The following is a 21,380-nucleotide window of genomic DNA, read 5'->3' as shown; positions in this document are numbered from 1 at the left end:
GCGGCGTGCCCGCGAAAGGATTATTCTTCGGGCGATGGCGGCATCCGCGGGCCTGAAACGACATCGAACAGGGACAAGGGAGAAACTCCATGCGCAGCATGACCCCGCTTGCCTGCCTTCTGTCGAATGCCGTTCTGGCGGTGGTCCTGGCCGGCGCCAGCCTTGCGCAGACGATGCGGAGCGAAACGGTTGCCCCGTCGGCCGCTGCCGCCGGGACGGTCATCGAGAGCGGGCTTCGCGGCGTCGACAGCATCGATTACCTTGTCGCCGGAGACGCCGGGCAAATACTGTCCGTGGACCTCGCGACACCGAACTCCAGCCTCTCCTTCAACATCCGGCCCGAGGGATCGGAAGACGCGCTGTTCATCGGCTCCATCTCGGGCAACGTGGCCGACATTCCGCTGCCCGAGTCGGGCACGTATGTCGCGCGGGTCTACCTCATGGGCAACGCCGCCCGGCGCGACGAGACCGCGGCCTTCTCTCTCGGGATCGGGCTGGGCGGGCCGGACTTCGCCGATGGCCTCGCGGGCGGCCCGGACTGGTGGGCCGTTTCCATCAGTCCGGGCAGCGCGCTGAACATCCGCTCGGGTCCTGCGACGCGGCATGACGTTGTCGGCCGGGCGCAGAATGGCCAGGTCATGCAGAACCGCGGCTGCCGGATGACCGGGTCCGAACGCTGGTGCCGGATCCGGACCCACGGGTCCGGCGTGCAAGGCTGGGTGTCCGGACAGTTTCTGATCGAAACCGAGCCTCCGACGATGCCGGATGCGCCCGACGGCGGCCCGGTCGGCAATGGTACCCCCTTCGATGCGACCGGCATGGTCCCCTGCGCGGCCACGGCGGGCACGTCGATGCGAAGCTGTCCCTTCGGCGTCGTCCGCCAAGGTCCCGGCAGCGCGGGGGTCTGGATCGCCTTTGACGGGGGCGGCGAACGTCAGATCCTGTTCGAAGGCGGTACGCCCGTCGCGACGAACCTAGACGCCAAGCTGACCTCGGAACGATCCGGTGACGTGACCCTCGTCCGGATAGGGGAGGAACGCTACGAGATACCCGACGCCCTCGAAAACGGGGGCTGAGGGCGGACATGCTAGGTGGGGGTCTCTTTGCAAGGTGAACAGGCGCGATCCGGCCCGAGGACGGGACCAAGAGATCTGCAGGCGCATTGAGAAACTCCTTTCGAACAGGCCCCCGGGGGGCGGTGAAGCATGTCCTGATCCAACCACGGGACGCCCACCCACGCGCGGATCGTACCAAGGTCCGATGCGAAGACCGCAGGGGTCCGATGGCACGGTGATCCGACGGACGGGTGCGGACCCGCCGCACCCGGCGAGGCCAGGAACCAATCCCGCCCCTCGCGTCGAAATCTCGCGGGTGGTTGCGGCTGTGCCGATGGTTGATATGGATGGCTGGCACACAGCTTTCCCATGTCAGGATCAGCCATGACCTATCTGCTTTTCGTCCTGGGTCTTGTCGCCCTTTTCTTCGGCGGCGAGCTTCTCGTGCGCGGCGCCACCGCCGTCGCCCGGCATTTCCGTCTCTCGCCGATGCTGATCGGCCTGACCATCGTGGGGTTCGGCACCTCGGCGCCGGAGATGCTGGTGTCGGTTCAGGCGGCCCTGGCGGGCCAGCCGGCCATCGCCATCGGCAACGTGCTGGGATCCAACATCGCCAACATCCTGCTGATCCTCGGCATCTCGTCGGTGATCGCCCCGCTTGTCATCCCCGTGAAGAAGCTGTGGCGCGATCTGGGCTTCATGCTGCTGGCCACGGCCGTGATCTGGATCATGCTGCTGGATGGCACGGTCACGCGTCTGGACGGCGTGCTGCTGATCGCGGGCCTCGTGGTCTTCCTGGTCACGGCGTTCCTGACCAGCAAGGTCGAGGATGTCGAGGTCGCCCAGGGGGATGTCGTCCAGTGGAAGGCCTGGGCCATGACCTTGGGCGGATTGATCGTGCTGGTGGTCGGCGCCCGTCTGCTGGTGAACAGCTCGACCGAACTGGCCCGCGCCTTCGGCATCTCGGAAGCGGTGATCGGCCTGACCATCGTGGCGGTCGGCACCTCGCTGCCGGAGCTTGCCACCTCGCTCATCGCGGCCATCCGCAAGCAGACCGAGATCGCCGTGGGCAACATCGTCGGATCGAACATCTTCAACATCTTCGCCATTCTGGGCGTGACCGCCCTGATCGACCCCATCCCGGCGGATCCGCGCTTCGCCTCGGTGGACATGGTCTGGGTCTCGGCCTCGGCCCTGGGCCTGTCGATCCTGGCCTTCGCCCTGGGTGGCCTGCCCCGGATTGCCGGCGTGGCCCTGCTTCTGGCGTATGGAGGATATGTCGTCCTGATCTGATCGGGCGGTCGGGGGGCCGTCTGCCTGCTGGATCGGCAGGCTCGCCACGAGCCTGTGATCAGGCGGCCCGTTTTGCAAATTGCGATGCCCGCCATGCTGCATTAGCTGATGGCGATGCCCCATCAGATCACCCATCCCATCGGCCCGATCCTGCTTCTCGACGATGTCGCGGGCGACCGGCTGTCGCTGTCGGCGCTGTTCATCACCGCAAAAGGCGATACGCCGCCGCCCATCGCATGGGCGGCCGGGACGGCGGCTCCCGTGGCCCTGGCCCGCCATGCCCATGCCACGGTCTGGCGCATGCGGTTTTCCCTGCCCGCCGACCGGACCTCCTCGTACCACTGGGACGGCACCGACTACGAGGTCGCCGGTGACCTGACCGGTGACCTGCGTCTGGCCTACGTCTCGTGCAACGGCGAGGAGGTGGGCGACATGCTGCGCGAAGGCTCCGAGCGCAACGCGATGTGGTCGCGCCTGCGCGAGGAACATCGCCGCCAGCCCTTCGCGCTGCTGCTGCACGGCGGCGATCAGGTCTATGCCGACGAGGTCACGCAGGGGCACGAGCTGAGCCGGGACTGGCCGGACCGGGTGCCGGACGATCCGTCGCCCGAGGCGCTGGTCGACCTGCGGCACCATCTGCGCGAACGCTTCTTCGAACGCTACGCCATCCTCTATGCCGCGCCGGAACTGGCGTGGCTGGCCGCCCGCGTGCCCTCGCTGATGCAGTGGGACGACCATGACATCTGCGACGGATGGGGGTCCCTGCCGCGCGATCGCACGGAGTCCGCGGTCGGTCAGACCCTGTTCGCCGTGGCCCGCGAGAGCTTCCTGCTGTTTCAGCACGGGACGGTGCAGGACGACCTGCCCGCGCGCTTCGGCGATCCGTCCGGCGCGCATCTGGGATGGGGCATCCACGCGCCGGGCCTGCGCATCCTGGCGCCCGACCTGCGGTCCGAACGCACCCGCCGCGACATCATGGGACGGCCTGGCTGGGCGATGATGGACGCCGAGGCGGAGCGGAACGTGGAGGGGCACACTCTGCTGATGTCCAGCGTCCCGCTGCTGGGACCGCGGATGTCGCTGCTGGAGACGCTGATGGTGGCGATCCCGCGCATGCAGAAATACGAGGACGATCTGCGCGATCAGTGGCAGAGCCGCAGCCATCGGGACGAGTGGCGCCGGATGCTGGCGCTCGTGCGGGACATGGCGCGCCGCGATGGCCACAACGTCACCGCGATCTCGGGCGAGATCCACCTGGCGACACGCGCGGTCATGGATCTGGGCAACGACCTGCACCTTCACCAGCTTGTCGCCTCGGGCATCGCCCATCGCGCGCCGCCCAAGGGCTGGGCCCGGTTTCTGGGTGCCCTGGCCTCCCTGGGAGAGAGCCCGTTGCCGGGCCATCCCATCCGCATCGCGCCGCTGCCCGGACAGCGCACGCGCTACACCGCCGAGCGCAACTACCTGATGCTGGACCGCGTGTCAGGATCATGGCGGGCGCAATGGGATCTGGAACTGAGCGGATTGACGGATCCCCTGCCGCTCTGACACGCGGCCGTGGGAAGAGGCCAGACGTGAGCAGGCTGGTTGGTGTCGCTGCATGCGGCTCTGTGGCACAGATCGGGTGAAAGGCGGATCTCCCCTTTCCCCGAACGGGCTCATCCCCACGGCTTCGGTGACGGGTATGCCAGGCGCGGTGAAACCGGTCAGCACGGCAACCCTGATCTGGAACGCTGCGACCTGACGGTCAAAGTCCCTCGCGGCCCGTCGCTGGCCCAGCAGTTCGACACAGTTCATCTTTGTTTCGATGCGGCACCTTCATCGTAAGGCAGGTGTGCATGGCAGCATCGCTGTCGTCGGGCTGGCGACCACGTTTGCCGGGCGGCGTGGCCTCCCAGGTCAGGGCGGGATCGAACCGATCGTCAGCAAGCCACGGCGCTTGAGCGCTTTGTTAGAAGCCGGCCAGTTCCTAGTCTTGTCGGCGGGGGATGGGTCTGCTCATGCAGTCCAGCGACCACACCGGACTCACGAGATGAATCCATCACAAGATTTGCAGCAGAGCCAATGCCAGGCATAAGAAGCCTCGCGCCGGATGTGGGGGGTCTGTCCAAAGCCATCCGACCTCTCCCGGCGACGAGACTGCAGCGTCGGTGTCAGTCTTCAATCGCAGGCGTCCACCTCAACGGCCTCCGCATCACCAGAGCACCGATGACCGCGCGACGGTGATGACCACGACAGAGGGCGTTCAGTCCAGGGATGCCGCTGCGCGCAACGAGGCTTCGGTTTCGGCAAGATTATCCGGGTGTATCCCGGGCGCGGGCCGTCTTTCGCCGGGGCGATGGCACAAGGTGGCCGTCACGGCGCGGTGGTCGGATCCGAAGTCCGGCAAGACCCGAAACTCCTGCAGCGCGAACCGGGGCTCGAACAGGATGTGATCCAGGGGCCAGGACATCAGACGGCTGTCCGTGTCATACCAACAGCCCTAAGCTCTGACTCACGGGATTCCCTTCGACCTGAAAATCTGAATCATTGCCATCAAGAGATGGAGGTTCTGATGGCGATTGAGATCACTCGAACGGATATGTCGACAAGTGAGCTTCGGGCGGCGGCGGCGCGCACAAAGGATGCAAAAGCGGTGCGGCGGATTTTGGCGATCGCTCTTGTTCTGGAGGGCGCGGATCGCAAGACGGCGGCGGAGGCCTGCGGCATGGACCGGCAGACCCTGCGCGATTGGGTTCATCGCTACAACGCCGAGGGGATCACCGGTCTGTCGAACCGGTATTGGGCAGGCCCGACGCCGCTCCTGAACTCTGAGCAGAAAGCGGAACTTGCCCGGATGGTCCGTGAAGGGCCTGACCTTGAGGCCGATGGGGTGGTCCGCTGGCGCTGCGTCGATCTCAAGCGCAAGATCGAAGATCGCTTCGGCGTGGTCATGCACGAGCGGACGGTCGGCAAGCAGCTGGCAGCCCTTGGCTTCCGCCGCCTTTCAGTGCGCCCACAGCACCCCAAATCCGACCCGTTGGCACAGGAGGCATTTAAAAAAACTTTGCCGCTACGGTAAAGGCCGCCCTGCCGGAGACGGCGCACGGGAAGCCATTGGAGGTGTGGTTTCAGGATGAAGCACGCGTAGGTCAACAGGGGACGCTCACCCGGACCTGGGCCGAGTGCGGAACCCGGCCTCGTGCGCCGCGCGACACCCGCTACAAATGGGCCTATATCTTCGGCGCCGTCTGTCCATCGCGCGCCACGACCGCGGCACTTGTCATGCCACGTGCCGATACCTCGGCCATGAACGCTCATCTCGCTGAAATCGCGAAAACCGTCGCGTCGGGCGCCCATGCCGTGCTCGTGATGGACGGCGCCGGCTGGCATAACTCCAGCGCTCTGCGCATCCCCGACAACATCACCATCGTGACGCTTCCGCCCTATGCGCCAGAGCTGAATCCGGTTGAGAACATCTGGGCCTATCTGCGCGCAAACTGCCTCGCCATCACCGTCTTTGACACCTACGCAGACATTGTCGACCGATGCTGCAGCGCATGGAACGCCTTCGCAAACGACCCCGAGCGCGTCCGATCGATTGCCACGCGTGAATACGCAAAAGGGGTCAGTGCTTAGGGCCGTTGGTATCATAGGTCGGATGAAGGCCGCGCCCGACGCGGGGGTCGACCAGACCGCCGAGGCGGATGGCGCGGCGGGTCACGCGCTCCCACGGGACGGCGTTGAAATCCCCGGTCAGGATGGTTGCCGTTTCCGACCGGCGCGCAACCAGAGCGGCGGCCAGAAGATGCGCGTCCCGCATGGTGGTGGGCTGAGACCACGGCAGTGGCGGACGCGGATGCAGTCCGACGATGTCGATGATCCGGTCGTCCGGCAGCTGGATCTGGGTCACCAAGGTTGGCGTGTCAGCATCGAACAGAAACCTGAACTCGGGCGAGATTAGCCTGTGCTTGGACAGGAAATGCATGCCGTAGAAGGCGTCATCCTCGGGAATGTTCTGGACCCGATGGGGATACTTGGCGGCCAATGTCGTCAACTGCCCGTCCCACCACGCGTCTGTCTCCATCACCAGAAGCAGGTCGGGATCCACGGCGGCGACCTGCGCCAGAAACGGCGCCGTGGTTTCGTTGCGGCGCTTGACGTTGGCGCTCATGATGCGCAGCGACTGACCTCCCGCGCAGTCGGGTTCGAGGGACGCGGCAGGTTCGGCCAGCCCCGAATAGGGCAGAAGCTTGTAACCGTGATGGCCCAGGCCCGCCATCGCGCCGAGGATGACCGCCCGCTGGATCCAGCCGGTCCGTCGGGCCAGCAGCAGGAAAACAAGCAGCAGACCGATCAGGGCGACGCTGAACTGCCATCGCGGGAAATCCAGGAAGCGGACCCACCACGCGTTCGTCCTGGCCAAGGGCAGAAGTGAGGCAGTCGCGACCGTGGACAGAGCCGTCAGCGTGATGACGGCAGCCGCCTTGCGAATGCGGTCGGCTCTCGTGCCCATGGTGCTGCCCCTTCACGCGTTCCTGCGCAGGCGTCGCCTCCGCGATAGGGACCTTATGTGGCTTTGCAGCTGCCATAAACCTGGAGCGGACAAGGTTCCTGCTCCGGCACCTCCCGACCGCATTCCTGCCAGGAAGGAAGTTGCGCGCGTCCCGCCAGAGTGTTCAGGACCAGATGCGCGCCGTCCTCCCTCAATGGGGCCATCGTTGCGCGGTCCTGCCTGAAAGGTCCGAAGGGAGCGCGCCGCCGGCGGCCATGCGCGAGGCCGGTCTGCAGGTGGCCGGCCCCGCAAGCAGCCTATTGCCTCACCAGATGAAGTCGTCGGCGCTCATCTGGGACAGCCGGACATCGTCGATGACCAGACGGCTGGCGCCCAGGGTGATGACCACATCCGTGCCCTGCTGGCTGGCCGCGTCGCGGATCGCGCCGAAGCCCGAGATGCGCGCGAAGGCGGACAGGTCGATCTCGTCGTCGCCGTTCTCGAAATCGGTGATCCGGTCCCGCCCGCCGGTGAAGACGAAGCGGTCCGCCCCCTCGCCGCCGGTCATCAGGTCGTTGCCGGAGCCGCCGTTCAGCGTGTCGTTGCCCTCGCCGGCAATCAGGCGGTCATTGCCGGCCCCGGCCACCATCCTGTCGTCGCCCTCGCCGCCGGACAGGATGTCGTTGCCGCCGCCCGAGCCGATCCGGTCGTTTCCGTCCCCGCCCGAGATGGTGTCGCGGCCGTTGCCGGCCTTCAGAAGATCGTCGCCTTCGCCGCCGAAGATGCGGTTGTTGCCGTCGCCCGCCGAGACGGTGTCGTTGCCCTCGCCCGCCTGGATGCGATCGCTGCCGCGGCCGGCCCAGATGCGGTCATTGCCCTCGCCGCCATCGACCAGGTTGTTGCCCAGCCCCGCCCAGATCAGGTCGTTGCCCTCGCCGCCGTTCAGCGTGTCGTTGCCCGAAAAGCCCTGGATGCGGTCGTCGCCCGAGCGCCCGTAGATGAGGTCCGCGACACGTGTGCCGTTCAGCCGGTTGTCGTCGTCATTGCCGAAAAGTCGTGCCATGATGAGGTCTCCTCGATGGATATGTGATGCGTCCTGCCGTCATCACTGCAGGTCGACGCCGATCCCTGCAGGCCTCGACAGGGGCGCCGCCGGCTTGCCTGTCCCCCCGATGACGCGCGACCTGAGGGATTATTCCCAAGGCCCGCGCTTTTTTTCGTGTCGGTGACAGCAGCATCCGGGCGGGGGGCAGGACGATCGCGCCGCAATGGCGGGATCAGGGGGCGAGGGCCTCGGCCTCGTCGGCGGGGGACAGGGGATCGCCGGCGCCGATGCCGGCCAGAAAGGCGTCAAGCCCCTCCAGTTCGCCCGAGGCCGGCTGATACCCTTCGGCGGTCGTCAGATCGAGCGCGAAGCGTTCCTCGAACGCTTCCGATGCGTCGTCGCGGCACAGGATGGCCAGCCGGGCACGGCCATCCCCTGCCGTCTCGATCTCGCGGCAGAGCTGGCCCGTCCCGGTGCGGAAGCTGGCGATCACCGTGACGTCGGTGCCGTCCTCCAGCATGGCGCCTTCGCCTGCGGGCACCCGGGCCAGCACCTCCTGCAGCCCGTCCGAGCCGGAATTGCCCCCGGGCAGCCACCATCCGATCGCAATCCCCAGGACCGCCAAGCCCGCGGCCAGCGCGGCCCAAGGCGCGCGGTTGCGGTTCGCGGCGGGGCGCGGGATCGGCCTGCCCGAGGGCGGGTGCGCCGCGATGCCGGCGGCACGGATGCGCGCGGTCAGGTCCGCATCGCCCGGATGCGCGGAGGCGTCCTCCGCCAGCGCTGCCAGGTGCGCGCGGGTCAGGCGGAACTGAGCCAGTCGCGCCTGCGCCTGCGGGTCGGCGGCGATGCGTGCCTGCAGCGCCCGCGCCTCGGCGGCGTCCAACTCGCCGTCGGCCAGGGCCATCAGGGTGATGTCGTCGATGCTCACGTCACAGGTTCCTTGTCACCGCGATCCGGAGAGGCTACGCGCCCGGCGTCATTTTATTCCCAATGCCTCGGCCAGGGCCAGCCGTGCCCGCGACAGGCGGCTCATGATGGTGCCCTTGGGCAGGCCCAGCACCTCGGCCGCCTCGGCATAGCTGAGCCCCTCGATGCAGACCAGCGTCAGGATCTCGGCCTGATCGGCGGGCAGCCGGCCCATGGCGGCCTGCGTGGCCTGCAGCATCAGGCGGGCCTCGGTCACGGCCGTGCCGTCCGTGGACAGGATGTCGGGGTTCTCGGTGACATCCACCCGCGTGCCCTCGCTGCGCTGGCGGCGGGTCATGTCGATGAAGGCGTTGCGCAGGATGCGGAACAGCCACGGTTCCAGCCGCTGCGCGGGATCGCGGGTGCCGGCATGCGCGATGGCGCGTTCGACGGTGATCTGGACCAGATCCTCGGCCAGGTCGGGCCGCCGCGCCAGGGACAGGGCATAGCGGCGCAGATTGGGAAGAAGCCGGACCAGAGCGTCCCCGAAGGCTGCATCCATGACGATCCGCCTTGCCGTTGCCGCATTCTTTCGCGGAATATCTGGAAGCTTCGCCCGTCATTGTCCAGAGAGCTGAAAGTACGGAGGCGCCCGATGTCCAGATTTGTCCTGCTGATGCTGCTGACGTCACTGCTGACGACCCTTCAGCCCAGGATGTCACCCGATGGCCTGACGATCCTGTCGCAGGCCCTGGCTGACGATGACGATGACGATGACCGCGACGACGACGATGACGACGACGATGAAGATGATGACGACGATCGCCCTGCGCGCGCAGAGCCCCGCCAGGCGGCCCCTGCGCCCCTTCCGCAGCGCGCCCCGGACGAGATCATCGTGCGTGGCCTGTCCCAGGCCGATCTGGCCCAGCTTCTGAGCGAGGGGTTCGAACAGATCGACCGGCGCGATCTGGCGCAGGGCGGCAGTCTGCAGCGGCTGCGCAAGCCCGCGCGCCTGTCGCTGGAGGACGCCCGGGATGTCGTGCGCGCCCGCGCCACGGCGGCACGCGCGGACTTCAACCATTACTATCGCACCGAAGAGGCCGCCGTGCCCGTCGCGGACTCGTGCCCCGGCGGCCTCTGCCTGGCGCGGCAGGTCATCGGCTGGCAGGCACCCTCCGGCTGCGGGGATCTTCCCCGGATCGGCATGGTCGACACCGGCGTGAATGCCGGGCACGAGACCTTCGCGGGTGCGCGACTGCAGCTGCACAGCCTGGATCCCGCAACGACGTCGGCGGCGCCCTCGGACGCGCTGCACGGGACGGCCGTCGCCGCCCTGCTGGTCGGTGCGCCCGGCAGCCGCAGCCCCGGACTGGTGCCCGGGGCCGAGCTGGTCGCCGTCGATGCCTTTGTCCGGGCCGGAGAGGATCAGCGCAGCGATGCCTTAACCCTGATCGCGGCCCTGGACTGGCTGGGCGCCCAGGACCTGCGGCTGATCAACCTGTCCCTGGCCGGCCCGCCGAACGACGAGCTGGCCCGCCAGATCGAGGCGCTTGCCCTGCAGGACATTCTGGTCGTCGCGGCGGCGGGCAATCTGGGGCCCCGCGCGGCCCCGGCCTATCCCGCCGCCTATGACAGCGTGCTGGCGGTCACGGCGGTCGACCGGCGCAAGCAGGTCTATCGCCGGGCCGGTCGCGGCGCGCATATCGACCTGTCGGCGCCGGGGGTCGAGGTCTGGACCGCGGCCTCGATCCGGGGCGCGCGGACCAAGACCGGGACGTCGTATGCCGCCCCCTTCGCGACGGCCGCGGCCGCGCTCTGGCTGCAGGCCGAGCCGGGGCTGTCCTCGGCCGACCTGATGGCACGGATCACCGGCAGCGCCGACGATCTGGGCGCGCCGGGACGCGATCCGATCTTCGGCGCAGGGCTGCTGACCGCGCCGCCTGCCTGTCCGACCGCGCCGGCGCAGGATCTTCCTGCCGCTGTGCCGGGGGGTTCGGCACGGAACTGACCGGGAACCGAGCTTGGGCATACCTGGCCGGGCCGAAGCGGGGGGTTGCACGTCATGGTCGGGAACGGCGGCGGCACAGCTCTGGAAGAAACGAGACGCCCGAGGAACATCGCATGGCGACCGCCAGTCCAACAGGCAAGCATTGGATCCTGAGCAGGATCGTCGTTCCGTGAGGCTGAACGGACCTGCGACGGCATTTCTCGCCAGTCCCCTATTGGCTTTTGGCACCTACCTGCTGTCATCTATCGTCATGGTGCCGTAGGAACGGCAAAACGATGCAAGGTTGGATGATGCGCACTCATATCGCTGCTCTTCTCGCTCTCATGATCGCCGGCGGATGCGCGGTCGGATCGGGTGCCGTGGTCAGGGGCGCCGGGCCCGACGATCTTCTGAAGCTTCGCGAAGGCCCCGGCTTCGATCACGGCATCATCATCGGCCTGCCGGACGGAACGCGCCTCATCCGCCAGAATTGCGTGACGAATGACGGCAGGGTCTGGTGCCGGGTCCTGCTGGCCGACAGGCCGAGTGTATCGGGCTACGTGTCAGCCGAATATCTGGCGCATCGCTGACAGCCACATCACCCTGTGGTCGCCCGTCAGGCATGATCACCTGCGGCGGCCCCACGTCCCCGGACCGGTCGTCATGCCTCGCGCGGCGCCCCTTGCCGCACGGTGGCAGCGATGCTGGACGCCCGTCGACATGAGTCCTTCCGTCGCCACGGTCGAAGCTGCGATGCAGCTGCGGAAGGGGAGGATGCCTGCAGGCGCCTCTCCCGATCACATCATCCTCCCGGTGTCGCAGCCGATCCGGCCAGAATCCCGCCGTCGATCGTCAGTTCCGCGCCGGTCATGTAGGCCGCCTCGTCGGATGCGAGCATGACGGCCAGGGCGGCGACCTCCTCGGCCCTGCCGAACCGCCGCATCGGCGTGTCGGCGACCATGGCGGCCTCGCGCGCGGCCCGATCCGGCCCGTTGCCCAGCATCGGCTCCCACATCGGGGTCATGATCGCCGCCGGATGGATCGAGTTGCAGCGGATCGCCAGGCCCTGCCCCGCGCAATAGAGGGCCACGGACTTGGTATGGTTGCGGATCGCGGCCTTCGATGCGGCATAGGCCGCGGCCATCGGGATGCCGACCAGCCCCGAGCGCGACGAGATGTTGATGATGCTTCCCGCACCCTTCGCCCGCATGGCGCGGATCGCATGACGGCAGCCAAGGAACGTGCCGTCCGTGTTCACCGCATGAACGGCGCGCCAGTCGCCGAGGGAGGCGTTTTCCGGATCATGCGCGGGCGGCGGCCCGTCGAACGGTCCCTCGAACCCGGTGATGCCCGCGTTGTTCACCAGGACGTCGAGACTGGGGAACCGCCGCGCCACCGCCTCCCAATTGGCTTCGGAGGCCACGTCGAGCCGGGCGAAGGTGGCGCCGATCCCGTCGGCCGTTCGCTGGCCGGTCTGCGCGTCGATGTCGGTCAGGATCACCGCGGCGCCCTCTTCCCGGAAGGCCGTGGCGATGGCGGCGCCGATGCCCCGGGCCCCTCCGGTCACGAGGGCGATCTTGGTCTGCAGTCTGGTCATGGACGCTCCCTCAGGTCAGCGTTCGATACATGCGGGGCGTCTTGCGCCCGACGCGCGGGCCCGCCCTAAAGCGGGAAGCCGGATGACCGGTGACGTCGATCCATCGCGGCACTCCTCTTCGGGTGGGGACGGGATAGGACATGAGGCTGGCAGAGGTCAATGTCGCGACGACGGAGCATGTGTCACGACGGTGCATGTGTCATCGCGGGTGTGCCCCTCAGCTCTCACGACCGCAAGCTGCTGCGAGGAGCACTCGGTGCAGGAAGCCCCTGCCGGTCGCATAACGTATGGTCAGGTGATGGTGTTTAGCGAGGCTTGTGCGGGTGGAGAGCCTCTCTCCGCGGCAAGATTCTCTGGTCCCGGGTGGGCCTGCCCGACCCACAAGGTGGACCCACGCGGGCAGATCCTGACCATTGGTCTTACCAATCAGGCGAAAATCCTCACGGAGCAAGTGCCAAATAAGTTATTGATATAATTTTATTTTACTCATCAGTTTTACCCATTTTACGCTCTGCCCACGCAAAGTTCCCTTCCTCCATGAACCTCACCGTTGACCACACGCGGCCAATGGTAGGAACCTTGAGGTCATCCTGGAGGGGCTGCGATGGTTGAAATCCTTGAAAGCGAGATGCGGCAGACCGGGTCGGACCGGGTCGTGTCCTATTTCAAGGAGCGCATCCTGAAGGGTGACCTGAAGGTCGGCGACCGGGTGATGCCGGAACGCGAGCTGGCCCTGCATCTCGACGTCGGGCGGCCGCTGCTGCGCGAGGTCATGAAGTCGCTGGTGATGCTGGGCTTTCTCAATGTCCGGCAGGGCAGCGGGACCTATATCGCCAAGGCAGACATCCGTGTCCTGTCGGATTTCTTCACCTTCTGCCTGTCGCAGGAACAGGACATCCTGGAAGACGTCATGCAGGCCCGCATGGCGATCGAATGCCAAGCGATCCGGCTGGCCTGCGAACGGGCCAACGATTCCGACCTGGGCCGGATCGGGCAATGGCTGGGCACGCTGATCGACACGCTCAAGGACCCCGAGGCCGGAGGGCGGGCGGACTTCATGTTCCACCAGTCGATCGTCGCCGCCAGCCACAGCCGGGCGCTGACGACCCTGTATGGCGCGATGGCCGAGCTGCTGCAGCGCAGCCATGTCCAGCGCCGGGTCACGACCTACCGGAACCCGGAGATCGTCCGGATCCTGGTCGATGCCCATCGCGAGGTGTTCCTGTCGATCGTGGCCAGGGACCCCGATCAGGCCGACCGGCGCCTGCGCGAGCATTTCGCCATCGGCGACGAACTGCGGCGGCGCAGCCTCATCGAGACCTACAGGGGCACCGCCGCGACACTGACCAACTGAACCATCCCAGGGAGGGGACAACCATGTTCATCAAGACCGGACGGCTGCTGGCCGCCGCAACCATCGCGCTGACCGCCATGCCCGCCATCGCGCAGGACCTGCGCTATGCCCATGTGGGCGCCGAGGGGGACATCCAGACCCGCTATGCCGAGGAGGCCGCCGCCGAGATCGCCGCGGCGACCGACGGTGCCGTGACCGTGCAGGTCTTCCCCGCCAGCCAGCTGGGCGGCGTGTCCGAGATGGTGGGCGGCGTGCAGATGGGCTCGATCCAGATGGGGCATCACGACTTCGCCTCGCTGGCGCAGATGGTTCCGGACGTGTCGGTGTTCAACGCGCCCTTCATCTATCGCGACGGGGCGCATGCGCTGGCCGCGACGGATCCGGCGACCTCGCCTGCTCTGCAGCAGATCAACGAGCAGCTGGTCGAACAGGGTGGCGTGCGGATCATCGGGCGCATCTATCGCGGCGCGCGCCACATCTCGTCCAACTTCGAGGTGAAGTCGCCCGACGATCTGGCCGGCAAGCCGTTCCGTGCCGTGCCGCTGGACCTGTGGGTGTCGATGGTGACGGGCTTTGGCGCCACCCCCACCCCGGTCGAGGTGGCCGAGCTGCCGACCGCGCTGATGACCGGCCTGGTCGTGGGCCAGGAAAACCCGCTGACGATGATCACCTCGAACAGCCTGCACGAGGTGCAGAGCCATGTCGCGATGACCGGGCACATGCAATCCGTGCTGGCCGTCTTCATCAACGAGAGCGTCTGGCAGGATCTGTCCGAGGAGACGCAGGCGCAGATCACCGAGGTGCTGGACGCCAAGGCCGAAGAGTCGCTGGTCTGGGCGCAGGAGTCCGAGGCCGAACTGGTGGCCGAGCTGACCGACAGGGGCATGACCGTCATCACCGAGGAAGACGGGCTGGACATCGACGCCTTCCGCGAGCGCGTGCTGGCGCAGATCAACGGCGATTTCCCCAGCTATCAGCCCTTCATCGAACAGATCATGGCCATCGAGTGAAGGACAGCCGGTCGGCCCGCGGGTCGACCGCCACCCAAGGGGAACCACGATGCGCAAACCACTGGAAATCGTCTCGGTGCTGCTGCTGGCCGCGCTGGTCGCGGTGCCGTTCATCCAGATCATCGCCCGCGAGGTCCTGGGCTCGGCCATCGTGGGCGCCGAGGAGCTGACCCGCTTCCTGCTGATCTGCACCGTCTTCATCGCCTATCCGCTGGTCGCCGCCAGCCACGAGAACATCGTCATGTCCGAACTGCTGGACGCGCTGCCCGCACGCGCGGGACGGGCGCTGCGCTTCGTGATCCTGGCCGCGGGGCTCGCCACCTGCGGCTTTCTGGGCTGGGTCGCGTTCCAGAACATCATGGGCAACATGCGCGGCGCCACGCCGACGCTGAAGATCCCGTTCTGGATCTTCATGGGTGCCACGACGTTCGGGTTCGCGGGTGCATTTCTGGTCCATCTGGTTCAGCTGCGCCGACGCGACACCGGCCACGGCTCGGTGGCGCTCTGATGGGACTTGCCCTGATCGCGCTGTTCCTGGTGCTGTTCGTCTTCGGCTTTCCGGTCGTCTATGCGATCCTCATTCCGGCCATCGGCTATGTCCTGGTCGAGGGGCTGCCGCTTGGCCTTCTGACGCAGCGCGTGACCTATGCGCTGGACAGCTTCCCCCTGGTGGCCGTGCCGATCTTCATCTTCGTGGGCAACCTGATGAACCTGGCGGGCGTCACCGACCGCATCTTCCGCTTTGCCGACACGCTGGTCGGTCGGCTGCCGGGCGGGCTGGCGCAGGTCAACATCTTTTCCAGCCTGATCTTCTCGGGGATGTCCGGCGCGGCGCTGGCCGATGTCGGCGGTCTGGGCCGGATCGAGATCGAGGCGATGCGCAAGCGCGGCTTCTCGGCCCCCTTTGCCGGGGCCGTCACGGCGGCCTCGGCCGTGGTGGGGCCGATCTTTCCGCCCAGCATCCCGCTGATCGTCTATGGCTCGGTCACCAGCGTCTCGATCGTGCAGCTGCTTCTGGCGGGGATCGTGCCCGCCCTGATCTGCATCGTGCTTCTGATGATCACCGCCGCGGTCCTGGCCAACGTCCACAAGATGCCCCGGGCCGACCGGGCCCCCACCCTGCGCGAGATCGGGGCGGACCTTCTGCCCGCCCTGCCGGCGCTGTTCGCGCCCGTGCTGATGATCGCGGGCATGCTTCTGGGCCTGTTCACCCCGACCGAGGCCGCAGCCGTCACCGTGGCCTATGTCCTGCTGATCAGCAGCCTCTTCTATCGCGAACTGACGTTTCCGCATCTGTGGAACGCCATGCTGATGACCGTCCGCAGCACCAGCGCGATCCTGATCATCGTTGCCGTCGCCTCGCTGTTCGGGTGGATCCTGGCGGTCGAGCAGATCCCGCAGGACTTCGCCCGCTGGATCCTGCAGTTCGCCGACAGCCCCGTCACGCTGCTGATCATCGCCAACCTGATCTTCTTCATCGCGGGCATGTTCCTGGACAGCACCACCGCCACGCTGCTGGTCGTGCCGGTCATCGCGCCGCCGCTGGTCCTAGCCGGGGTCGATCCCGTGCATCTGGGGATCATCGTGATCTTCAACCTGATGCTGGGCCTGCTGACCCCGCCGATGGGCCTGTCGCTGTTCCTGGTCTGCGACATCGCCAAGATCACCCTGCGCCAGCTGCTGAGGGCCTTGCTGCCCTTCTATGTGCCGCTGCTGGTGACGCTGGCGATCATCACCTTCTCTGCCGACCTGGTGCTGTGGCTGCCCGGTCTTCTTCGTTGAAACATCTGAAAGGTAAAGACATGCGCATTGTCATCGGATCCGATCACGCGGGCTTTCCGCTCAAGGCCACGGTCGTGGAGCATATCCGCAAGCTGGGCCACGAGGTCGAGGATGTCGGCTCGCACGATGACCGACCGGTCGATTTTCCCGACATCGCCCAGCTGGTCACCGGTGCCGTCGCCGAAGGCCGGGCCGAGCGCGGCCTGCTGGTCTGCGGCACCGGCGTGGGGGCGTCCATCGCCGCCAACAAGGTCAGAGGGATCCGCGCGGCAGTCTGCCACGACATCCATTCGGCCCATCAATGCGTCGAGCATGACGACGTCAACGTCATGTGCATCGGCGCCCAGATCGTCGGACCCTGGCTGGCGCTGGACCTGATCGACTCCTACCTGAAGGCGGAGTTCTCGACCGACGAGGACTTCCGCCGCCGGGTCGAGAAGTTGCACAGGATGGACGCCGACCGCTGAAGCCGGCGAACCCGTCCTTGCCGATGACAGGCAGGGACGGGCACGGGCGCGACCTGGTTGCATGTGGCAGGATTCCGTTTTGGTTCGGTGAAAGGCCCCCGGGTCAGTCGCCAGATACCTATTTCCAGGCACACGCCAGACGGGGTGGAGCCGCTCAGTTGACCGTGGCACTCGCCCCCTGAGCTTATCCGCTGGTGACGGATTCCGCCGCTGCCGACAGGCCGTGCGACGCGCCCGGCAGCTGGTTTCCAGACCTGATGCCGAAAGCGCCGGCAATCCGGAACGGGATCGGCGGGTGCGTGAAGCGCATCCAGCAATGACTGTGACGAAGCCCCGGCACGACGGTCCGGGGCCGGCGCTTCTGGGACCGGCGATCATGACGACGCGGCATCTCCCCGCATGGGCCTTTCTCCGGCCAGCAAGGGCCCGTTGTCCTGATAGATCTTCGTCAATCGCTCGATCAGCCGGCGGATGGGGGGCCTGTGGCGGTCGTCATCATGCATCACCAGATACTGCTGCTCGGTCAACTCGTCGATGACCGGGCCGACGCGTGCCAGCGATGGATCGCAATCCCCGATCATGCAGGGCATGACGCCGATCCCCGCTCCGGCCCTGACCAGGTCGTGAACCGTGGCGATCGAGTTCGCCAGCACGCTGATGTCATGGCCCTGCGCATGCAGCCACTGGACCGCCGCGTGCTTGGCATGGGCCGGATCGATCGCCACCCATCCCAGCAGGTCGGGGTTGCCGACGCTCCAGCTTCGATAGGCGGCGAACCGGCATAGACTTTGCGGCGTGCGAACTGCTCGGCAGGCGCGATGGTTGATTGGCAGGTACAAACCGCGTGTGCTGGATCCCGAGGACGGGTGAAATGCCCTCTAAGGAGCGTGAACTGCTCCTGTCATGGCGGTGATGCTGCCGCTATTCTGGTCCGGCCGGTCGGTCTTTTTCGCCCATAGCAAAGGGCACCACGGAAGAAATGCCGCATTTGCTTTATACCTCACAGAGAGGCCTCCTCCACTTCGGGCCTTTTCCTGCTCATTGCGGGTCGCGTCCGACGCACGATCGAGATTTGACATGGCAGACAGGGTCGTTCCTGCCGCAAGATGCGGTTGGGTCCGCCGCCTATAGAGGTGGCCAGAAGCGCTGGCGCAAGGCCATCGGCACAAGGAACAGTCCTATGGTCATCACGCCTTTCCAGATCGCCGTGCCCGATGCCGCGATCGCCGATCTTCACATGCGGCTGGACCGGGTGCGCTGGTCTGCGGCGCAGGACGATCAAAGTTGGGCCTCCGGCACCAGCGTGGCCTTCCTGCAGCGGCTGGTTGATCGCTGGCGAACGGGGTTCGACTGGCGGCAGGCCGAAGTTGGGATGAACCGGCTGCCGCAGTTCATGGCACGGTTGGAAGGTGTGGACATCCACTTCGTCCATCGGAAAGGGGTGGGCCCTGATCCCCTTCCCCTGATCCTGACCCATGGTTGGCCGGGGTCGTTCATGGAGATGGAACAGGTCATTCCGCTGCTGACCGATCCGGCCGCACATGGGGGCGATCCGGCGGATGCGTTCGACGTGGTCGTGCCCTCGCTGCCGGGCTATGGCTTCTCATCCGCCCCGCTGGCCGAAGGGATGAACACGCAGGCCATCGCCAAATTGTGGCGCGCGTTGATGGCGGAACTTGGCTATGATCGGTTCGCGGCGCAGGGCGGTGATATCGGGGCCGGTGTCAGCACGTGGCTGGCGCAGCTTTACCCGAAGACGGTCATCGGCATCCACCTGAACTATATCCCCGGCAGCTTTCGGCCCCTGTTGGAGGACAACCAGAAGCTCACGGCAGAAGAGCAGGGATTTCTCGACCGGGCCGCGGCATGGTCGGCACAGGAAGGCGCCTATGCGGCCCTGCAGTCCACCAAGCCCCAGACGCTGGCCTTCGGCCTCAGCGACTCTCCGGTCGCCCTCGCGGCCTGGATGGCCGAGAAGTTTCACGGGTGGAGCGATTGCGACGGCGATGTCGAGACGGCGATCCCGATGGACGATCTGATCCGCAACATCGCGATCTACTGGTTCAGCGGCAACATAAACGCGTCGCTCGACCTGTATCGGCAGAACCGGGCGCACCCCCTGACATTCGCGCCCGGCGAGCGGATCACCCCGCCGCTCGGCGTGGCGCTGTTTCCGCACGAGTTGCCGACCCCGCCCCGGTCCTGGGTCGAGCGGGTGTTCGACGTGCAGCGCTGGACCCCGATGCCGCGCGGCGGTCACTTTGCGGCGGTGGAACAGCCGGATCTGCTGGTGGACGACATTCGGGCGTTCTTCCGGCCCCTGCGCCGCGTCTAGGCCGTCCTGACACCGGTCGCCAGGATCGTCCGCAGACCCAGGATGACGCCGATGCAGGTCGGGGACAGGAACACGATCTGGAACATCGCCTGCGCGGGCAGGCCGAGGATGAGTTCTTCGGCAGATCGAATTCGGGGTCGAAATACAGGGTGTTCGGGTAATGGATCGCACCGGCCTGGGTGGCCCAGTAGACACCGGCAAATCCGGCCGCGGCCAGCAGGTTGGTCAGCGCATCGCCGCCCGGTCGCCACGAAAAGAACAGCGTCAGCCCGCCCAGCAGGGCCGAAAGCGCCATCGTGTGCGCGGCATGATACTTGGCATGACCGGACCAGGCCGGGTTCAACAGATGCGTATCGCTGTAGTCGGCCAGATACGCGCCCAGGGCGGTCGCGATGGCGACGAAGGAAAACAGAAGACTGCTTGCAAGAGGCATGGTTTCATCGCTCGTCGAGCGGTTACCGTTGGTGACCACATGGGCCGCGAATCATGCCATCCTGCAAGGAGTTACCTTTTTGAAACCGAGCTATGTCGCCCTGATGGTCGAAGGCGACTGTGCCGAGGTCGGGGATATCCTGTCGCGTGTCGGCGACAAGTGGACTGTCCTCGTCATCGTGGCGCTGGCCGACAAGCCGATGCATTTCAACGAACTGAAGCGTCTGATCGACGCGATCTCGGCCAAGATGCTGGCTGCGACGCTAAAGGCCCTGGTGCGGGACGGAATGGTGACCCGTCACGCCACCGATGACCTGCCGCCCCGGGTCAGCTACGACCTGACCCCAATGGGCCGCAACCTGCTGCTGGTGGTCCGCGACCTTGCGCTCTGGGCGGTGAACAACCGGGGCGGTATCCGCGCCGCGCGGCTGTCCTATGACCTGGCCAATCCGCCTGCACGGCAGTTGATCAAGGCAGGATAGGGACCACGCCAGGCCTGCGGGAGTGCCGCAGCGCCTGGTCCAGGACCGGTGTGACGCTCAATCGGCCCATCCCGTCACGTCGTGCCCGCCGAAGACCATGCGGCGGATCATCGGGCCCGTCAGGCTGGCCGAAAACCCGGGCGTCGGCGCGCTGATCCGGTCAAGCCGGTCCCGCTGGTCGTCGGTCAGCCGGATGTCGGCAGCCGCAAGGTTGCCCTGCAACTGCGACACCGTGCGCGCGCCGATCAGGGTCGAGGTCACATTCCGCCGCCCCATGACCCAAGCCAATGCTGCCTGCGCAGGCGTGCAGCCCTGCTCGTGCGCCACCGTTCGCAGCACCGCCAGGATCTCCCAGTTCCGATCCGTGAACTTGCTGTCGCCAAAGGGGTTCGCGCCGCTCAGACGGCCCCCTTCCCGGGGCGTGTCGCGGTCATATTTGCCGGTCAGAAATCCACCGGCAAGCGGGCTCCACGGCATGATGCCCATGCCCCCCTCCCGGGCCGCCGGAACATGCTCGGCCTCGATGTCGCGGGCGACCAGCGAGTATTCGACCTGCATCGCGATCGGTCCCGGCACCCGGCGCTCGGCGGCGATGGTCGCGGCCTTCATCGCCACCCAGGCGGGCATGTCGGAGAAGGCGTAGTGGCGGATCTTGCCCGCACGCACCAGATCGCCAAGCGTCTGCAAGATCTCGTCGATCGGCGTCACACCGTCCCAGATATGCATCCAGTAGAGGTCGATGTAGTCCGTCCGCAGCCGCCTCAGCGAGGCGTCCAGCGCGCGGCGGATGTTCTTGGACCCGGCGCCGCCCGCATGCGGATTGCCTGCGCGGTCCTGATCGGCCGCCAGAGGGCTGCGCGACCCGTTGAAGCCGAACTTGGTCGCCAGCACGATCTCGTCCCGCGAGCCGGTATCGGCCATGAACTTGCCGACGAGTTCTTCGCTGACACCGCCGGAATAGATGTCAGCCGTATCGACGAAGTTGCCGCCCGCGTCACGGTAGGCATCGAAGATCTGCCGTGATCCAGCCTCGTCCACCCCCCAATCGCCGGGGCCGAAGGTCATCGTGCCGAGGCACAGGGGGCTGATGACCAGACCGGACCGGCCGAGCGCGCGAAAATGGGTGAGTGACATGATGCCTCTGGTTTCATAACAATCGAT

21 protein-coding genes and 3 pseudogenes are annotated in these 21,380 nt (G+C 66.7%); 13 read left to right on the top strand and 11 right to left on the bottom strand.

Annotation, left to right across the window (positions count from 1 at the left end; all coding sequences use genetic code 11):
- Positions 1 to 89: 89 nt before the first annotated feature.
- From E4191_RS06245 to E4191_RS06235, 3 genes are all read left to right on the top strand, one after another.
- On the top strand, positions 90 to 1,076 hold the full coding sequence (locus tag E4191_RS06245; RefSeq protein WP_135312641.1) for an SH3 domain-containing protein: 987 nt from the start codon (positions 90 to 92) through the stop codon (positions 1,074 to 1,076).
- 363 nt (positions 1,077 to 1,439) lie between these two features.
- Positions 1,440 to 2,348 carry a calcium/sodium antiporter gene (locus E4191_RS06240; protein WP_135312640.1) on the top strand — a complete coding sequence of 303 codons (909 nt, stop codon included), beginning with the start codon at positions 1,440 to 1,442 and terminating at the stop codon, positions 2,346 to 2,348.
- A 108-nt stretch (positions 2,349 to 2,456) separates the two neighbouring features.
- Positions 2,457 to 3,896 (top strand): alkaline phosphatase D family protein, encoded by a 1,440-nt coding sequence (locus tag E4191_RS06235; RefSeq protein ID WP_228461603.1) that lies wholly within the window; start codon positions 2,457 to 2,459, stop codon positions 3,894 to 3,896.
- 114 nt (positions 3,897 to 4,010) lie between these two features.
- On the opposite strand, the pseudogene E4191_RS06230 reads toward E4191_RS06235, so the two are convergent.
- The 3 genes and pseudogenes from E4191_RS06230 to E4191_RS23680 all read right to left on the bottom strand — a co-directional run.
- A pseudogene (locus E4191_RS06230) lies at positions 4,011 to 4,166 on the bottom strand (IS5/IS1182 family transposase); the annotation flags it as partial.
- Positions 4,162 to 4,350, bottom strand: a pseudogene (locus E4191_RS06225) (IS5/IS1182 family transposase); the annotation flags it as partial. The pseudogenes E4191_RS06225 and E4191_RS06230, both read right to left, overlap by 5 nt.
- A 243-nt stretch (positions 4,351 to 4,593) precedes the next feature.
- Positions 4,594 to 4,800, bottom strand: a complete 207-nt coding sequence (locus tag E4191_RS23680) for a hypothetical protein (protein ID WP_135312639.1) — start codon at positions 4,798 to 4,800, stop codon at positions 4,594 to 4,596.
- Between the two features lie 99 nt (positions 4,801 to 4,899).
- On the opposite strand from E4191_RS23680, the gene E4191_RS06220 reads away from it, so the two are divergent.
- Positions 4,900 to 5,966 (top strand): IS630 family transposase gene (locus E4191_RS06220; RefSeq protein WP_135314351.1). Its coding sequence is split into 2 segments (ribosomal slippage): positions 4,900 to 5,386 and positions 5,386 to 5,966, totalling 1,068 coding nucleotides; the frame shifts between segments, so codons are not numbered across the junction.
- Here the strand turns inward: E4191_RS06220 and E4191_RS06215 are convergent.
- The 4 genes from E4191_RS06215 to E4191_RS06200 all read right to left on the bottom strand — a co-directional run bounded on the left by E4191_RS06215 (position 5,956) and on the right by E4191_RS06200 (position 9,335).
- Positions 5,956 to 6,843, bottom strand: a complete 888-nt coding sequence (locus tag E4191_RS06215; protein WP_135312638.1) for an endonuclease/exonuclease/phosphatase family protein — start codon at positions 6,841 to 6,843, stop codon at positions 5,956 to 5,958. The genes E4191_RS06220 and E4191_RS06215 overlap by 11 nt on opposite strands.
- Before the next feature lie 304 nt (positions 6,844 to 7,147).
- The gene (locus E4191_RS06210; RefSeq protein ID WP_135312637.1) at positions 7,148 to 7,885 is read right to left on the bottom strand and encodes a calcium-binding protein; all 738 of its coding nucleotides are present in this window, start codon (positions 7,883 to 7,885) and stop codon (positions 7,148 to 7,150) included.
- 214 nt (positions 7,886 to 8,099) lie between these two features.
- On the bottom strand, positions 8,100 to 8,795 hold the full coding sequence (locus tag E4191_RS06205) for an anti-sigma factor family protein (RefSeq protein WP_135312636.1): 696 nt from the start codon (positions 8,793 to 8,795) through the stop codon (positions 8,100 to 8,102).
- Between the two features lie 48 nt (positions 8,796 to 8,843).
- Positions 8,844 to 9,335: an RNA polymerase sigma factor gene (locus tag E4191_RS06200; protein WP_135312635.1), complete on the bottom strand. Its 492-nt coding sequence runs from the start codon at positions 9,333 to 9,335 to the stop codon at positions 8,844 to 8,846.
- Positions 9,336 to 9,428: 93 nt separating this feature from the next.
- Between E4191_RS06200 and E4191_RS06195 the strand changes: the two genes are divergently transcribed.
- Together E4191_RS06195 and E4191_RS06190 are read left to right on the top strand one after the other, a co-directional pair.
- Positions 9,429 to 10,781: a S8 family serine peptidase gene (locus E4191_RS06195; RefSeq protein ID WP_228461601.1), complete on the top strand. Its 1,353-nt coding sequence runs from the start codon at positions 9,429 to 9,431 to the stop codon at positions 10,779 to 10,781.
- Between the two features lie 287 nt (positions 10,782 to 11,068).
- Positions 11,069 to 11,350, top strand: a complete 282-nt coding sequence (locus E4191_RS06190; RefSeq protein WP_407947050.1) for an SH3 domain-containing protein — start codon at positions 11,069 to 11,071, stop codon at positions 11,348 to 11,350.
- Positions 11,351 to 11,562: 212 nt separating this feature from the next.
- Here the strand turns inward: E4191_RS06190 and E4191_RS06185 are convergent, their stop codons facing one another.
- Positions 11,563 to 12,357: an SDR family oxidoreductase gene (locus E4191_RS06185; RefSeq protein ID WP_135312634.1), complete on the bottom strand. Its 795-nt coding sequence runs from the start codon at positions 12,355 to 12,357 to the stop codon at positions 11,563 to 11,565.
- Between the two features lie 604 nt (positions 12,358 to 12,961).
- Between E4191_RS06185 and E4191_RS06180 the strand changes: the two genes are divergently transcribed.
- From E4191_RS06180 to rpiB, 5 genes are read left to right on the top strand one after another with little or no spacing between them, the layout of a single operon-like run.
- Positions 12,962 to 13,711, top strand: coding sequence for a FadR/GntR family transcriptional regulator (locus E4191_RS06180; RefSeq protein WP_135312633.1), 750 nt, complete (start codon positions 12,962 to 12,964; stop codon positions 13,709 to 13,711).
- Between the two features lie 23 nt (positions 13,712 to 13,734).
- Positions 13,735 to 14,721 carry a TRAP transporter substrate-binding protein gene (locus E4191_RS06175; protein WP_135312632.1) on the top strand — a complete coding sequence of 329 codons (987 nt, stop codon included), beginning with the start codon at positions 13,735 to 13,737 and terminating at the stop codon, positions 14,719 to 14,721.
- A 49-nt stretch (positions 14,722 to 14,770) separates the two neighbouring features.
- Complete coding sequence (locus tag E4191_RS06170) at positions 14,771 to 15,229, top strand: TRAP transporter small permease (protein WP_135312631.1); 459 nt, start codon at positions 14,771 to 14,773, stop codon at positions 15,227 to 15,229.
- Positions 15,229 to 16,503: a TRAP transporter large permease gene (locus E4191_RS06165; RefSeq protein WP_135312630.1), complete on the top strand. Its 1,275-nt coding sequence runs from the start codon at positions 15,229 to 15,231 to the stop codon at positions 16,501 to 16,503. Before E4191_RS06170 ends, E4191_RS06165 begins: the two co-directional genes overlap by 1 nt.
- Before the next feature lie 20 nt (positions 16,504 to 16,523).
- On the top strand, positions 16,524 to 16,970 hold the full coding sequence (gene rpiB / locus E4191_RS06160) for a ribose 5-phosphate isomerase B (RefSeq protein ID WP_135312629.1): 447 nt from the start codon (positions 16,524 to 16,526) through the stop codon (positions 16,968 to 16,970).
- 374 nt (positions 16,971 to 17,344) lie between these two features.
- Here rpiB and E4191_RS06155 read toward each other — a convergent pair whose 3' ends face one another.
- On the bottom strand, positions 17,345 to 17,695 hold the full coding sequence (locus E4191_RS06155) for a LysR substrate-binding domain-containing protein (protein WP_176562644.1): 351 nt from the start codon (positions 17,693 to 17,695) through the stop codon (positions 17,345 to 17,347).
- Between the two features lie 455 nt (positions 17,696 to 18,150).
- Here E4191_RS06155 and E4191_RS06150 point away from each other — a divergent pair, with 455 nt between their 5' ends.
- Entirely contained in the window at positions 18,151 to 19,305 is a 1,155-nt protein-coding gene (locus tag E4191_RS06150; RefSeq protein ID WP_176562643.1) for an epoxide hydrolase family protein, read from the top strand.
- A 193-nt stretch (positions 19,306 to 19,498) separates the two neighbouring features.
- Here E4191_RS06150 and E4191_RS24815 read toward each other — a convergent pair.
- A pseudogene (locus E4191_RS24815) lies at positions 19,499 to 19,738 on the bottom strand (DUF6640 family protein); the annotation flags it as partial.
- Between E4191_RS24815 and E4191_RS06145 the strand changes: the two are divergent.
- A complete protein-coding gene (locus tag E4191_RS06145) occupies positions 19,698 to 20,219 on the top strand; it encodes a winged helix-turn-helix transcriptional regulator (protein ID WP_228461599.1) in 522 nt (173 codons plus the stop codon). The pseudogene E4191_RS24815 and the gene E4191_RS06145 sit on opposite strands and share 41 nt — an antisense overlap.
- Before the next feature lie 57 nt (positions 20,220 to 20,276).
- Here E4191_RS06145 and E4191_RS06140 read toward each other — a convergent pair whose 3' ends face one another.
- Positions 20,277 to 21,353, bottom strand: coding sequence for an aldo/keto reductase (locus E4191_RS06140; protein ID WP_135312627.1), 1,077 nt, complete (start codon positions 21,351 to 21,353; stop codon positions 20,277 to 20,279).
- Positions 21,354 to 21,380 lie beyond the last annotated feature (27 nt).

The organism is Paracoccus liaowanqingii (assembly GCF_004683865.2).
In the GTDB taxonomy this organism is placed as follows: domain Bacteria; phylum Pseudomonadota; class Alphaproteobacteria; order Rhodobacterales; family Rhodobacteraceae; genus Paracoccus; species Paracoccus liaowanqingii.
The sequence above is the reverse complement of the archived record's forward strand: the minus strand, read 5'-3'. Positions and strand labels throughout refer to the sequence as shown.